This window comes from Streptomyces sp. NPDC027189 (genome assembly GCF_055566975.1).
Genome location: NZ_JBVHRI010000001.1, coordinates 423776 through 437610 on the forward strand (window position 1 = coordinate 423776; position 13835 = coordinate 437610).

Annotated in this window: 13 protein-coding genes; 10 read left to right on the forward strand and 3 right to left on the reverse strand. The window is 70.4% G+C overall.

All coding sequences use genetic code 11. The features are described 5' to 3' along the window. Window positions 1-29: 29 nt before the first annotated feature. The 3 genes from xseA to ACZ4RZ_RS01945 all read left to right on the forward strand — a co-directional run bounded on the left by xseA (window position 30) and on the right by ACZ4RZ_RS01945 (window position 2213). Entirely contained in the window at window positions 30-1238 is a 1209-nt protein-coding gene (xseA, locus tag ACZ4RZ_RS01935; protein WP_467741065.1) for an exodeoxyribonuclease VII large subunit, read from the forward strand. A gap of 9 nt (window positions 1239-1247) precedes the next feature. After that, a complete protein-coding gene (locus tag ACZ4RZ_RS01940) occupies window positions 1248-1484 on the forward strand; it encodes an exodeoxyribonuclease VII small subunit (protein ID WP_467741067.1) in 237 nt (78 codons plus the stop codon). A gap of 138 nt (window positions 1485-1622) precedes the next feature. Next, window positions 1623-2213, forward strand: a complete 591-nt coding sequence (locus tag ACZ4RZ_RS01945; protein WP_467741069.1) for a malonic semialdehyde reductase — start codon at window positions 1623-1625, stop codon at window positions 2211-2213. 70 nt (window positions 2214-2283) lie between these two features. On the opposite strand, the gene ACZ4RZ_RS01950 is transcribed toward ACZ4RZ_RS01945, so the two are convergent. Next, window positions 2284-2802: a DUF4245 domain-containing protein gene (locus ACZ4RZ_RS01950; RefSeq protein ID WP_467741071.1), complete on the reverse strand. Its 519-nt coding sequence runs from the start codon at window positions 2800-2802 to the stop codon at window positions 2284-2286. Window positions 2803-2927: 125 nt separating this feature from the next. Between ACZ4RZ_RS01950 and glpX the strand changes: the two genes are divergently transcribed. Further along, complete coding sequence (gene glpX, locus ACZ4RZ_RS01955) at window positions 2928-3962, forward strand: class II fructose-bisphosphatase (RefSeq protein WP_467741072.1); 1035 nt, start codon at window positions 2928-2930, stop codon at window positions 3960-3962. A 75-nt stretch (window positions 3963-4037) separates the two neighbouring features. On the opposite strand, the gene ACZ4RZ_RS01960 is transcribed toward glpX, so the two are convergent. Together ACZ4RZ_RS01960 and ACZ4RZ_RS01965 are read right to left on the reverse strand one after the other, a co-directional pair. Next, complete coding sequence (locus ACZ4RZ_RS01960; protein ID WP_099499641.1) at window positions 4038-4409, reverse strand: WhiB family transcriptional regulator; 372 nt, start codon at window positions 4407-4409, stop codon at window positions 4038-4040. Between the two features lie 199 nt (window positions 4410-4608). Beyond that, entirely contained in the window at window positions 4609-5361 is a 753-nt protein-coding gene (locus ACZ4RZ_RS01965; protein ID WP_467741075.1) for a DUF1707 SHOCT-like domain-containing protein, read from the reverse strand. Between the two features lie 164 nt (window positions 5362-5525). Here ACZ4RZ_RS01965 and ACZ4RZ_RS01970 point away from each other — a divergent pair, with 164 nt between their 5' ends. The 6 genes from ACZ4RZ_RS01970 to ACZ4RZ_RS01995 all read left to right on the forward strand — a co-directional run bounded on the left by ACZ4RZ_RS01970 (window position 5526) and on the right by ACZ4RZ_RS01995 (window position 13719). Further along, window positions 5526-7193: a fumarate hydratase gene (locus ACZ4RZ_RS01970; protein ID WP_467741076.1), complete on the forward strand. Its 1668-nt coding sequence runs from the start codon at window positions 5526-5528 to the stop codon at window positions 7191-7193. A gap of 156 nt (window positions 7194-7349) precedes the next feature. Next, a complete protein-coding gene (locus ACZ4RZ_RS01975) occupies window positions 7350-7871 on the forward strand; it encodes an SH3 domain-containing protein (protein ID WP_467741078.1) in 522 nt (173 codons plus the stop codon). 218 nt (window positions 7872-8089) lie between these two features. After that, complete coding sequence (locus tag ACZ4RZ_RS01980) at window positions 8090-8899, forward strand: helix-turn-helix domain-containing protein (protein WP_467741079.1); 810 nt, start codon at window positions 8090-8092, stop codon at window positions 8897-8899. Window positions 8900-9006: 107 nt separating this feature from the next. Continuing rightward, entirely contained in the window at window positions 9007-10410 is a 1404-nt protein-coding gene (locus ACZ4RZ_RS01985) for a class II fumarate hydratase (RefSeq protein ID WP_467741081.1), read from the forward strand. 116 nt (window positions 10411-10526) lie between these two features. Then, the gene (gene fomD / locus ACZ4RZ_RS01990) at window positions 10527-11219 is read left to right on the forward strand and encodes a cytidylyl-2-hydroxypropylphosphonate hydrolase (protein WP_467741082.1); all 693 of its coding nucleotides are present in this window, start codon (window positions 10527-10529) and stop codon (window positions 11217-11219) included. Window positions 11220-11529: 310 nt separating this feature from the next. Further along, window positions 11530-13719 carry a SpoIIE family protein phosphatase gene (locus tag ACZ4RZ_RS01995; protein WP_467741084.1) on the forward strand — a complete coding sequence of 730 codons (2190 nt, stop codon included), beginning with the start codon at window positions 11530-11532 and terminating at the stop codon, window positions 13717-13719. Window positions 13720-13835: the final 116 nt, after the last annotated feature.

A 13835-nucleotide genomic window follows, 5' to 3' on the forward strand; every position in this document is an offset into this window, starting at 1 on the left:
TGTCGGTGGTGGCCGTTACGCTCGGGCGCATGGCTCTCAACACGTCCGCGGACGCTCCGCTGCCCGTCGGTGAGGTGTCGCGGCTCATCGGGGGGTGGATCGACCGGCTCGGCGCGGTGTGGGTCGAGGGGCAGATCACCCAGTTGTCGCGGCGCCCGGGCGCGGGTGTGGTCTTTCTGACGCTGCGCGATCCGTCGTACGACATCTCGGTGAGCGTGACCTGCTATCGACAGGTGTTCGACGCCGTCGCCGACGTGGTGAGCGAGGGCGCCCGTGTCGTCGTACACGCGAAGCCGGAGTGGTACGCGCCGCGGGGGCAGTTGTCGCTGCGGGCCGCCGAGATAAAGCCGGTGGGGGTCGGTGAACTGCTGGCCCGGCTTGAGCAGTTGAAGAAGTCGCTGGCCAGTGAGGGGTTGTTCGCGGCCGAGCGCAAGAAGCCGCTGCCCTTCCTGCCGCAGCTCATCGGGCTGGTGTGCGGGCGGGCCTCGGCGGCGGAGCGCGACGTGCTGGAGAACGCGCGGCACCGCTGGCCTGCCGTCCGCTTCGAGGTCCGCAACGTAGCCGTGCAGGGCGTGCACGCGGTGCCGCAGGTCGTGCAGGCCGTGAAGGACCTGGACGCGCTGGACGACGTCGACGTGATCATCGTGGCGCGAGGCGGCGGCAGCGTGGAGGACCTGCTGCCGTTCTCGGACGAGCAGCTCGTACGGGCGGTCGCCGCCTGTCGCACTCCGGTCGTGTCGGCCATCGGGCACGAACCCGACAACCCGCTGCTCGACCACGTGGCCGACCTGCGCGCCTCCACGCCGACCGACGCCGCCAAGAAGGTCGTGCCGGACGTCGGCGAGGAGTACGAGCGGGTGCGGTTCCTGCGGGACCGGGCGCGGCGCAGCGTCCAGTCCTTCATCGAGCGGGAGGAGCGCGGCCTCGCGCACGCGTTGGCCCGGCCCTCGATAGAGGATCCGCACCGCATGGTCGACGAGCGGGCGGACCATGTCGCCGCCCTGCTGGACCGCGGCAGGCGCACCCTCGGGCACCTCCTGGACCGCGCCGACTCGGAGCTGACGCACACCCACGCGCGCGTGGTGGCCCTCTCCCCCGCCGCGACCCTCCAGCGGGGGTACGCGGTGCTGCAGAAGGCCGACGGCCATGCCGTCCGGGGGCCGGACGAGGTGGCGGCGGGCGAGGAGTTGCGGGCGCGGGTCGCCGAGGGTGAATTCTCCGTACGAGTCGATGCATAGGGTGGGCGCATGACCAGCAAGGTGGACGAGGCGCTCGGGTACGAGCAGGCGCGGGACGAGCTCATCGAGGTGGTACGCCGTCTGGAGGCGGGCGGTACGACCCTGGAGGAGTCCCTCGCCCTGTGGGAGCGCGGCGAGGAGCTGGCGAAGGTGTGCCGGCGGTGGCTCGAGGGCGCACGGGCGCGGCTGGACGCTGCGCTGGCCGAGGAGGAAGAGGGCGCGGGCGGCTCGGCCGACTCCGAGTAGCTGGATTATTGAAAGTTGAAGCACATGTGAAGTGGATCACTTCGGGCGGGCTTTGGTTGAACCTTAAACCTTCTTGTCGTACCTTCGAGACCGCAAGCCGATCCCCCCGGATCCCCGCTCGTCCCTAGAAGGTTTCACATGTCTCTCGTTCTTGACCTCGCTGCCCAGGACCTGCTGTTCCGTGAGGCCCGCACCGCGAACACGTTCACCGACGAGCCGGTGACCGACGAGCAGGTGCAGGCGATCTACGACCTGGTCAAGTACGGCCCGACCTCCATGAACCAGTCGCCGCTGCGCATCACCCTGGTCCGCTCTCCCGAGGCTCGTGAGCGCCTCGTGAAGCACTTGGCCGAGGGCAACCAGTCCAAGACCGCCACCGCCCCGCTGGTCGCGATCCTCTCCGCGGACAACGAGTTCCACGAGGAGCTGCCGACCCTGTTCCCGCACTTCCCGCAGGCCAAGGACGCCGTCTTCGCCGACCGCGCGGTCCGCGAGGGCAACGCCTCGCTGAACGGCGCCCTCCAGGCCGCCTACTTCATCATCGGCATCCGCGCCGCCGGCCTCGCCGCCGGTCCGATGACCGGCCTCGACTTCGCGGGTGTCCAGAAGGAGTTCCTGGACGACGACCACACCCCGCTGATGGTCGTCAACATCGGCAAGCCGGGCGAGGACGCCTGGTTCCCGCGCTCCCCGCGCCTGGAGTTCGACGAGGTCGTCACGACGGTCTGATCCCCGCCGTACACGCGAGAAGGGCCCCCGCCAATGGCGTCGGGGGCCCTTCTCGCGTGTACGGCGGGGATCAGGAGGTCTTGAGTGCCTGCGCCATCCTCGTCAGCTGGGCGAACGACGCGGTGCCGGTCACCACCGTCGTGGAGCCCTTGCCCTTGAGCACCAGGGCGTCGTAGCGACCCCCCGTGTACCGCTGCCACGTCTGGTCGCCGATCCGCTGGGTGGTCTTCGATTCCTCGGCGCCCTGGCTGGCCGTGTCGATGAACACGGCCGGCTTCTGAGTGGACTGCTCGATCGCCACGTACTGGCCGTCGGGGTCGTGGAAACCCAGGTGCCAGGCGTCGAACTCCGAGCCGTCGTACCGCACGGACGTCGCCTTCCACGTCTTGGGCAGACCCTCGGGCGCCGCGACGGGATAGCTCGCCGCGCGGCGCGCCGTGAGCAGCTCGACACGGTAGTCGACACGCTTGAGGGGAGGCTCGGAGTCGTCGTGCGGGATGAAGATGTAGATGACGCCCGCCATGAGCCCGATGAGGCCCAGGGAGAGAATCATGTCCCGGACCGACTGCTTGCCTTTCATACCTGCCACGCACCTATCGTCTCAGGTGCCCTGGCCTGCTCATCCGTGGGGCCCCCTGCTCATTTTGTCGACCTGACGATAGAGTCGGGACACACCCTCATCCGGCCGTCGCCGTATCAGAAAGGTGCGTCTCGATGACCGAGAATCATCAGCTGCCGTCCGAACTCGAGGTCCCTTCGGAGGCCCCCGACCGAAATCTCGCCCTGGAACTGGTCCGCGTCACCGAGGCCGCCGCCATGGCCGCGGGCCGCTGGGTCGGCCGCGGCGACAAGAACGGTGCCGACGGCGCCGCCGTCAGGGCCATGCGGACCCTCGTCTCCACCGTCTCGATGAACGGCGTCGTCGTCATCGGTGAAGGTGAGAAGGACGAGGCCCCGATGCTCTTCAACGGAGAGCGCATCGGCGACGGGACCGGTCCCGAGTGCGACATCGCCGTCGACCCGATCGACGGAACCACGCTCACCGCCAAGGGCATGTCGAACGCCATCGCCGTCCTGGCCGCCGCAGACCGCGGCACCATGTTCGACCCGTCCGCGGTCTTCTACATGGACAAGCTGGTCACCGGCCCGGAGGCCGCCGACTTCGTCGACATCAACGCGCCCGTCTCCGTGAACATCCGGCGGGTCGCCAAGGCCAAGCGCTCCGCGCCCGAGGACGTCACGGTCGTCATCCTCGACCGGCCGCGCCACGAAGGGATCATCAAGGAGATCCGGGAGACCGGCGCGCGCATCAAGCTGATCACCGACGGCGATGTGGCCGGCTCGATCCTGGCGCTGCGCGAGGGCACCGGCATCGACCTGCTGCTCGGCATCGGCGGCACCCCCGAGGGCATCATCTCGGCCTGCGCGGTCAAGTGCCTCGGCGGCACCATCCAGGGCAAGCTGTGGCCCAAGGACGACGAGGAGCGGCAGCGGGCGATCGACGCCGGTCACGACCTGGACCGCGTGCTGACCACGAACGACCTGGTCTCCGGCGAGAACGTCTTCTTCGTCGCCACCGGCATCACCGACGGCGAGCTGCTGCGCGGGGTGCGGTACCGCGCCGAGACGGCCACGACCGAGTCGATCGTCATGCGGTCCAAGTCGGGCACGGTCCGGCAGATCACCTCGGAGCATCGGCTCAGCAAGCTGCGCGCCTACAGCGCGATCGACTTCGACCGAGCGAAGTAGCTCCGGCCGGGTTCGCCGGGCAGCGGAAAAGGGGCGCCCCTGTGCGGAGGGGCGCCCCTTTCCCGTACGTACCGGTCAGCCGGCCGCCGCTATCGTCCCCCGCGCGGCCTTCTTGAGTTCCAGTTCACGCCGGCGGCGCCGGGCGAGCACCACGCGGCGCTCGGCGGCGGTGAGGCCGCCCCAGACTCCGTACGGCTCGGGTTGCAGCAGCGCGTGTTCGCGGCACTCGACCATCACCGGGCAGCGGGCACAGACGCGCTTCGCCGCCTCCTCACGGGACAGCCGGGCGGCAGTGGGCTCCTTGGAGGGGGCGAAGAACAGGCCGGCTTCGTCTCGTCGGCACACGGCCTCCGTGTGCCATGGGGCTTCCTGATCCCTGTCCCGCACTGGCGCCCGCTGGGCCGGAACGGCAGCTACCTGCAGAGACTGATGCGGCGGTTGCAGCACGGTCTACTCCTGACGACGGCTTCGCGAGCGTGCCGGGCGCCGCGGAAAGGTCCACAGCGCCCTCCAAGAGACGATGCAGCAAGGCCTACCCGCTGTGCGCGCGCCTATGCACTGAGTTCTGAAGCCCAGGAATTCTCGTACGCGGCACGGCCCGTACGGCTGGACCAATTCGCTGTCGGAGCCGCCGAATTCACAAGCGTCAACGGTCCAGGTGCTTGCGCAAACTCCGGTCCACCCGGTCGGCCACGCGTTCGGTCACACGGCCCGTCACGCGGTCGAGGATGTCCGCGATCAGCTTGCCCCGCTTGGGCCTTGCCTCGACATTGCCCAGCACGGCCAGTCCGTCGACATAGACGACCGGCGCGTGGGGATCGCCCGAATCCAGCGTGTCCACTTCGAAGTTGCCCAGCACCCCGCCGCCGTTGCCCCGCAGTGAGACGTTCTCCGGGACGCGGATCTCCACGTTGCCGAAGACCGAGATCACCTTGATCACGACCTGCTGGTACTCGAAGATCGCCTCGCTGAGGTCTATCTCGACACTGCCGAAGATCGAGTACGCGTGGATACGCCGGCCCGCGCGCCAGCGGCCCTTGCGGACGGCGGCGCTGAAGACCGCCACCACGTTCTCGTCGGCCTCCGCCGGCATCGCGTCGACAGTGGGGCGGTTGGGCGCGGAGGCGTACGACGGGGTCGCGCGGCCCGTGTGGGCGGCGGGCAGGTCTCGTACGAAGTGGTCGAGCTCGCCCACCGTCTTCGTGGCCAGCACCCCCTCCACCCGCTCCGCGTGCTCCTCCGGGGTCAGGCGCCCCTCGGCGAGGGCCTCGCGCAGGATGTCGGCGATCCGGTCACGGTCGGCGTCGGAGGCACGGAGCTCGGCCGGCTCGGCCGCCGTGGATGCGATCGGCTTCGCCGATGTGGGCGCGGTCGGGGCGGGGCTCTTCTGAAGGTCCACGGCAGCAGGGTACCCAAACGCGATAGATCGCGACTAGGGGTGTGGACAATGTCGGACAAGCAACTGAGCCTTACCTCACAGACTCGGTGTCCGTGCCAGGTTCTACGCTGGTGGACGCTGCCAATGGAGGCACGCCGCTGTCTGTCGAGTGAGGAATGGGCGAGATGCCTGAGTTCGCGTACACCGATCTGCTCCCCCAGGGAGAGGACACCACCCCGTACCGGCTGGTGACCTCCGAGGGTGTCTCCGCCTTCGAGGCCGACGGGCGCACGTTCCTCAAGGTCGAGCCCGAGGCGCTGCGCAAGCTCGCCGAGGAGGCCATTCACGACATCCAGCACTACCTGCGGCCCGCTCACCTGGCCCAGCTGCGGCGGATCATCGACGACCCGGAGGCATCCAGCAACGACAAGTTCGTCGCCCTGGACCTCCTGAAGAACGCGAACATCGCCGCCGCGGGCGTCCTGCCCATGTGTCAGGACACCGGCACGGCCATCGTCATGGGCAAGCGCGGACAGAACGTGCTCACGGAGGGCGGCGACGAGGCGGCCCTCTCGCGCGGTATCTACGACGCGTACAAGAACCTCAACCTGCGCTACTCGCAGATGGCTCCGCTCACCATGTGGGAGGAGAAGAACACGGGCTCGAACCTGCCGGCGCAGATCGAGCTCTACGCGACCGACGGCGGCGCCTACAAGTTCCTCTTCATGGCCAAGGGCGGCGGGTCCGCGAACAAGAGCTTCCTGTACCAGGAGACGAAGGCCGTTCTGAACGAGGCCTCCATGATGAAGTTCCTGGAAGAGAAGATCCGTTCGCTCGGTACGGCCGCCTGCCCGCCGTACCACCTGGCGATCGTCGTCGGCGGCACGAGCGCCGAGTACGCCCTGAAGACCGCGAAGTACGCCTCCGCGCACTACCTGGACGAGATTCCGGCCGAGGGCTCCGAACTCGGGCACGGCTTCCGGGACAAGGAGCTGGAGGAGAAGGTCTTCGAGCTCACGCAGAAGATCGGGATCGGCGCGCAGTTCGGCGGCAAGTACTTCTGCCACGACGTGCGCGTGGTGCGCCTGCCGCGGCACGGCGCGTCCTGCCCGGTCGCCATCGCCGTGTCCTGCTCCGCCGACCGCCAGGCCGTCGCGAAGATCACGGCCGAGGGTGTCTTCCTGGAGCAGCTGGAGACCGACCCGGCGCGCTTCCTGCCGGAGACGACGGACGAGCACCTGGATGAGGCCGGTGACGTCGTCAAGATCGACCTCAACCAGCCCATGGACGACATCCTCGCCGAGCTGACCAAGTACCCGGTCAAGACCCGGCTCTCGCTCTCCGGCCCGCTCGTCGTGGCCCGCGACATCGCGCACGCCAAGATCAAGGAGCGGCTCGACGCGGGCGAGGAGATGCCGCAGTACCTGAAGGACCACCCGGTGTACTACGCGGGCCCGGCCAAGACGCCCGAGGGGTACGCGTCCGGGTCCTTCGGCCCGACGACCGCCGGCCGCATGGACTCCTACGTCGAGCAGTTCCAGGCCGCGGGCGGCTCCAAGGTGATGCTCGCGAAGGGCAACCGCAGCAAGCAGGTCACGGACGCCTGCGACGCGCACGGCGGCTTCTACCTCGGCTCCATCGGCGGGCCCGCAGCCCGGCTCGCGCAGGACTGCATCAAGAAGGTCGAGGTCGTCGAGTACGAGGAACTCGGCATGGAGGCCGTCTGGAAGATCGAGGTCGAGGACTTCCCGGCGTTCATCGTGGTCGACGACAAGGGCAACGACTTCTTCCAGAACCCCGCCCCCGAGCCGACGTTCACCCACATTCCGGTGCGGGGTCCCGGGCTGGCGTAACGTCCCGGGACGCCACAGCGTCGATGCACCTCCTGGATGCTGTCCCACTTCGTCCCAGGAACGAGTGGGACAGCATCTTTGCGAACTATGCCGGAAAAGCTCCGAGCTGACTGGATCACAGCCTGTGATCCGCAGGTCAACTCGGAGGGAAATCCCATGATTCGACGCACCTTGCGCAACGGTCTGGTGGCCGCGATCGCGGCCGTCGCCGTCTTTCCGGTGACGGCCGTCGCCTCCGCCGCCCCGGCAGCGCAGGCTCCCGGCTGGGTCACGCCCACGCAGAGCTCGACGCCGAGCTGGTACCCGACGCCGCCGCAGTCCTCGATTCCGGGCCTGCCCGGCGCCCGGCACTCCCAGCGGAAGGCGCCGAAGCGGCACGCCCGACGCCACGTGACGACCCATGTACGCCACCACGTCACGACGCACGCCCGGCACCACGTCACGGCCCACACCTGGGGCCGCGTTGCCACCCACCGCCTGCGGCTGAACGTCCGGTCCGGACCGGGAACCGGCTACCGGGTCATCGGCTCGCGCCCCATCGGCCGCGTCGTGGCCATCACCTGCAAGAAGCGGGGCTCCAACGTGCTGGGCAACCGGCGCTGGTACAAGCTCGCCCACCACAAGGGCTACGTCTCCGCGCGCTACGTGTACAACCGCAGCGCCGTCCGCTGGTGCTGAAGGGCGCCGCTCCGCTCGGCGCCTGACATCCGGTATCTCCTGACGGGGTGTCCGTCACCCCGTCGGGAGGTACTACCGGTCAATCAGCCGATCACACCGCCTCCCGGTGGCAGAACAGCAGGTCAACTCCCCTTCATATTCCGGTGATCGTGGTGTGGCCCGGCGCCTCGCACGGGAACACATCACGGCGGTCACCCCCGGCACGGCGAGGGAGCGAGATGGAGAGCCACGTGATGGTCAAGAGGCAGCCGCTGCCCGACTCCTCGGGCGACGCGGAGCAACTCCTGGTGGAGCGACTCCGCTCCCTCAAGCAGCGGACGGGGCTGAGCCTGGCGGCGCTGGCCACCGCCACCCCGTTCAGCAAGTCGACCTGGCACCGCTATCTGAACGGCGACCAGTTCCCGCCGCGCGCAGCGGTCGACGCGCTCGGCCGGCTCGCGGACGCCGACCCCGGTCCACTCCTCGCCCTGTGGGACGCCGCGGCCCGGGCCCAGTCCAGAGCGGCAAGCGTGCCGCAGCAGCCGCCGGGCCCGGCAGCACCCGCACCGGAGGGCGCCAGTCGTCCCCGCCGGGCGAATCGCGCCTTCGTCGCCCTCGCCGCGGTGGCCGCCACGGTGGCGGTCACCGCGGGTGCGGCGGACGTCCTGGACTTCGACGAGGCGGCGGCGCCCCGGACGGCCGCCTCCTGTCGCGGCAGCGGCTGCCAGGGGGAGTTCCCGACCTCCGAGACCTGCGGTCGTGACGCGCGTACGGTGAGCAGCGTCGCCGAGGCCGCGCAAGTCGTGCTGCTGCGTTTCTCCCCGTCCTGCGCCACGGTCTGGTCCGAGGTGCGCACCCGGGCCGGCGGCGCGCGGGAGATCTCGATCAGGTCCGGCCAGGACGAGCTGTCCGCCACCTACCAGGGTGACAAGTCGGACGGTTACACCAGCCCGATGCTGGCCGCCTCGAACCCGCGCGGGGCGCAGGCGTGCGCCAAGGTGGGCGGAAAGCCCGCGTGCACCGGCCTGTTCGGCGTTTCGCGCCGCTGACTCCCCCGCGGGAGGACACGGCATGACGCAGGACACTCCGTTCCTGTCCCCTGCCGCGGGAACACGGGACAGGTCCGCGATGCTGTCCTCACTGGAGGTGATCGGCAATGGCCGATGAGCAGGCAGAAGCCCCGTACCGGATCGAGCACGACTCCATGGGTGAGGTCCGCGTCCCCGCCGACGCGAAGTGGCGGGCCCAGACACAGCGGGCCGTGGAGAACTTCCCGATCTCCGCGCAGCAGCTGGAGCGTGCCCACATCGAGGCCCTCGCCCGGATCAAGGCGGCCGCCTCGAAGGTGAACGGCGAGCTGGGTGTGATCGACAAGGACGTCGCGGAGGCGATCCAGGAGGCGGCCCGTGAGGTCGCCGAGGGGCGCTGGGACGCGCACTTCCCCATCGACGTCTTCCAGACGGGATCCGGCACGTCCTCCAACATGAACACCAACGAGGTCATCGCCACGCTCGCGAGCGAGCGGCTCGGCAGGGACGTACACCCCAATGACCATGTGAACGCGTCTCAGTCGTCGAACGACGTCTTCCCCTCCTCGATCCACATCGCCGCCACCGCCGCCGTCACCCGCGATCTCATCCCCGCGCTGGAGCACCTCGCCGGCTCGCTCGCGCGGAAGTCCGAGGAGTTCGCCGACGTCGTGAAGTCCGGGCGTACGCACCTGATGGACGCGACGCCGGTGACGCTGGGGCAGGAGTTCGGCGGGTACGCGGCCCAGGTGCGCTACGGGGTGGAGCGGCTCCGGGCCTCACTGCCGCGGCTGGCCGAGCTGCCGCTCGGGGGGACGGCCGTGGGCACCGGGATCAACACCCCGCCCGGGTTCTCCGCCGCCGTCATCGCGGAGGTGGCCCGGGACACCGGGCTGCCGCTCACCGAAGCGCGCGACCACTTCGAGGCGCAGGGGGCGCGCGACGGAATCGTCGAGACCAGCGGGCAGCTGCGCACCATCGCCGTCGGGCTGACCAAGATCGCCAACGACCTCCGGTGGATGGCGTCGGGGCCGCGGACCGGACTGGCCGAGATCAGCCTTCCCGACCTCCAGCCGGGGTCCTCGATCATGCCCGGCAAGGTCAATCCCGTCATCCCCGAGGCCGTGCTGATGGTCGCCGCCCAGGTGATGGGGAACGACGCGACGGTCGCCGTCGCCGGGGCCGCGGGCAACTTCGAGCTGAACGTGATGCTGCCCGTCATCGCCAAGAACGTCCTGGAGTCGATCCGGCTGCTCGCCAACGTCTCGCGGCTGCTCGCCGACCGCACCGTCGACGGGATCGTCGCGCACCGCGAGCGGGCGCGCGAGTACGCCGAGTCGTCACCGTCCGTGGTCACACCGCTCAACAAGTACATCGGGTACGAGGAGGCCGCCAAGGTGGCCAAGAAGGCGCTCGCGGAGCGGAAGACGATTCGCCAAGTCGTCCTGGAGTCCGGATATGTGGAGCGCGGTGACCTCACGCTGGAACAGCTCGACGAGGCGCTGGATGTCCTGCGGATGACGCGTCCGTAACGGCGTTCACCCCTTCGGAAGACGCCTGATGACACCTCCGTGACGTCCTGTGTCCGGTGCCGAGAACCGTGACGCGCGCCGCAGCGTCGTATGCCCGGGGCACCTAATATCTGGTCATGGCAGATGGTGGAGCGGTGAGTGACGTGGAAGCGGGCGGGCCGACGGCGCACTGGGCCCCCGGGAGTCAGATCCTGTGGCGGTACCGGGAGAACGCCGGCCCGCGCTTTCACATCTGCCGCCCCGTGACCGTCGTACGGGACGACGACGAGCTGCTCGCGGTGTGGATGGCGCCGGGCACGGAGTGTGTGAAACCGGTGCTCGCCGACGGTACGCCGGTGCACGGGGAGCCGCTGGAGTCGCGCTACACCAAGCCGCGCGCGGTGCGGCGCGACCGCTGGTTCGGCACCGGGGTGCTGAAGTTGGCGCGGCCCGGCGAGGCCTGGTCGGTGTGGCTCTTCTGGGAGCCGGGCTGGCGTTTCAAGAACTGGTACGTGAACCTTGAGACCCCGCTGGCCCGTTGGGAGAGCGGGGTCGACTCCGAGGATCACTTCCTGGACATCTCCGTCCACCCGGACCAGAGTTGGCGCTGGCTCGACGAGGACGAGTTCGCGATGGCGCAGCGAGCCGGCCTGATGGATGCTCAACTGGCCGCACAGGTAAGGGAAGCGGGGTGGTCGGCGGTGGACGTGATCCGCGCCTGGGGCGCGCCGTTCTCGGACGGCTGGCAGCACTGGCGCCCGGATCCGTCGTGGCCGGTTCCCGCCCTGCCCGATGACTGGGACCGTACGCCCGCGCACGTGTCCTCATGAGACCCTTGATGCGCCCCCGTGGTACAACCGTAGGATCGTCTTCCGCAAGGGCGCACGGCAGCAACAACTCCCGCAGTACGAACTGGGCTTGACCATACGTCACCGAGGGGCGGCAGGACGTGAGCGAGGGGTACGAGGGCCACGACGGCGCGGCCCGCATATGGCCGTGCCGACCGCGCGGGCCCGCCATGGCGGCCGCGCCCGTCGTGGGGCCAGGCCCCGACGACGCGCAGATTCCGTTCCTGGGACACACATTCCGGGTATCGGGGCTGCGGGACGAACTGCACGCACGGCGCGCAGCCCCGGACGGATGGATTCGACACGCGTGACGGAGCACCCCACCTCGCACGAGCGCCGCCAGCCCGGCGCCGGCCGGCCGCCTGCCCCCGCGGACCCCCGCGGGGCGCTCCTGCGTACCCCGGAGCAGCCGTCCCCGCTGCCGGGCGCCACCGCGTTACCCGTCCAGGCCCGCACCGGCGACGCACCCAAGGGTCCCGGTACGACCACGTCGTGCGGCAAGCACGGCGCCACCGGCGGTCAGACCTCCGCCGGCACCGACATGTCCCCTTCCTCCGGCTCCGCCCCGGTCCCCGGCACCGGCGCGCCCACGCCGCCGCCCGCCTCCCCCGGCTCCGAGCACTCCCAGCCCTCGGCCGCCGAGCCCGATCCGCACCGCCCGCGGCCCGCTCCCGAGGCCATTCCGGCACAGCCGGCCAACGAGCAGGACCGGCAGTCGGGGAGCCCCGGCGGCAAGGACCGGCGCACCGGGCAGGGGCTGCCGCCGGGTGGCCCGATGCCGATGCGGCGCGACGGCGACCGGCTGCGCTTCGTGGGCGCCGCGACCCGTCGGATCGCCCGGGGCATCGACCTGGACGAGATCGTGATGGGCCTGTGCCGGGCCACCGTGCCGACGTTCTCCGACGCGATCCTCGTCTATCTGCGCGACCCGCTGCCCGTCGGCGACGAGCGGCCCACCGGCCCCGTCGTGCTGCGGCTGCGGCGCACCGACCGGATCCCCGAGGAGCGGGACACCGACGGCGGCTTCATGCCCGCGCTGCAACCCGAGCCCAGCGAGCTGCAGGCGATGACCGCCGAGCTGTGCGAGGTGCGCCCCGGCGGCGCCCTCGCCGAGGTGCTGCGCGGTGTCCGGCCCGTGTTCGCGGACGCGCCCGCAGCCCGCGCCGCGCTGCCCGAGTTGCTCGGCGACGACCTGGCCGTGCCGAGCGGGCAGCGCGCGATCCTGGCTCCGCTGCGCGGTCGCCGCCGGGTGATCGGCGCGGCGCTCTTCCTGCGCCGTCCGGAGCGGCTCGCCTTCGAGGCCGACGACCTGCTGGTCGCCGCCCAGCTCGCCACGCACAGCGCGCTCGGCATCGACAAGGCGGTGCTGTACGGGCGCGAGGCGTACATCGCCGACGAGCTGCAGCGCACGATGCTGCCCGAGACGCTGCCGCGGCCCACGGGCGTCCGGCTGGCGTCCCGGTATCTGCCGGCCGCGGAGACCGCGCGCGTCGGCGGTGACTGGTACGACGCGATCCCGCTGCCGGGCAGCCGCGTCGCCCTCGTCGTCGGTGACGTCATGGGCCACTCGATGACGTCGGCGGCCATCATGGGCCAGCTGCGGACGACCGCGCAGACCCTCGCCGGGCTCGATCTGCCGCCGCAGGAAGTGCTGCACCACCTCGACGAGCAGGCGCAGCGGCTCGGCACCGACCGCATGGCGACCTGCCTGTACGCGGTCTACGACCCGGTATCGCACCGCATCACCATCGCCAACGCGGGCCATCCGCCGCCGGTCCTGCTGCACCTGGGCGGGCGGGCCGAGGTGCTCCGGGTGCCGCCGGGTGCCCCCATCGGTGTAGGCGGGGTGGATTTCGAGGCGGTGGAGCTGGACGCGCCCGCGGGCGCCACACTGCTGCTGTACACGGACGGTCTTGTCGAGTCCCGCCTGCGCGACGTGTGGACCGGCATAGAGCAACTGAGGGAGCGGCTCGCGGCCACCGCGCAGCTGACCGGCCCCGACCATCCGCCGCCGCTCGAAGCGCTGTGCGACGAGGTGCTCGACATGCTCGGCCCGGGCGACCGGGACGACGACATCGCGCTGCTCGCCGCCCGCTTCGACGGGATCGCGCCGAGCGATGTCGCCTACTGGTTCCTGGAGCCGGAGGACGCGGCCCCGGGGCGGGCCCGTCGGCTGGCCCGTCGCGCGCTGTCCCGCTGGGGCCTGGAGGACATGACCGACTCCGTGGAGCTGCTCGTCAGCGAGGTGGTGACGAACGCCGTGCGCTATGCGTCACGACCGGTGACACTGCGGTTGCTGCGGACGGACGTGCTGCGCTGCGAGGTCGGCGACGACGTGCCGCAGCTGCCGCGGCTACGGCAGGCGCGCGTCACGGACGAGGGCGGGCGTGGGCTCTACCTGGTGAACAAACTGGCCAGACGGTGGGGCGCGACCCGGTTGAGCACCGGAAAGGTGGTCTGGTTCGAATTGAACCGCGGCTGAGGGGTACCCGCGCGGGGCGCCCCCGGCAGTCGTTCAGAACCGTGCCGGAGTTGGACCCAGTCCAAATGTTGCCGACATCCTGTCGGCGGAGTTGACTGCTGGGGTGAGCGAAGCGA

Bases quoted from the DNA above. Each gene is read 5' to 3' on its own strand.
- xseA (WP_467741065.1), top strand. From the start codon at position 30: ATGGCTCTCAACACGTCCGCGGACGCTCCGCTGCCCGTCGGTGAGGTG.
- ACZ4RZ_RS01940 (WP_467741067.1), top strand. From the start codon at position 1,248: ATGACCAGCAAGGTGGACGAGGCGCTCGGGTACGAGCAGGCGCGGGAC.
- ACZ4RZ_RS01945 (WP_467741069.1), top strand. From the start codon at position 1,623: ATGTCTCTCGTTCTTGACCTCGCTGCCCAGGACCTGCTGTTCCGTGAG.
- glpX (WP_467741072.1), top strand. From the start codon at position 2,928: ATGACCGAGAATCATCAGCTGCCGTCCGAACTCGAGGTCCCTTCGGAG.
- ACZ4RZ_RS01970 (WP_467741076.1), top strand. From the start codon at position 5,526: ATGCCTGAGTTCGCGTACACCGATCTGCTCCCCCAGGGAGAGGACACC.
- ACZ4RZ_RS01975 (WP_467741078.1), top strand. From the start codon at position 7,350: ATGATTCGACGCACCTTGCGCAACGGTCTGGTGGCCGCGATCGCGGCC.
- ACZ4RZ_RS01980 (WP_467741079.1), top strand. From the start codon at position 8,090: ATGGAGAGCCACGTGATGGTCAAGAGGCAGCCGCTGCCCGACTCCTCG.
- ACZ4RZ_RS01985 (WP_467741081.1), top strand. From the start codon at position 9,007: ATGGCCGATGAGCAGGCAGAAGCCCCGTACCGGATCGAGCACGACTCC.
- fomD (WP_467741082.1), top strand. From the start codon at position 10,527: ATGGCAGATGGTGGAGCGGTGAGTGACGTGGAAGCGGGCGGGCCGACG.
- ACZ4RZ_RS01995 (WP_467741084.1), top strand. From the start codon at position 11,530: ATGGATTCGACACGCGTGACGGAGCACCCCACCTCGCACGAGCGCCGC.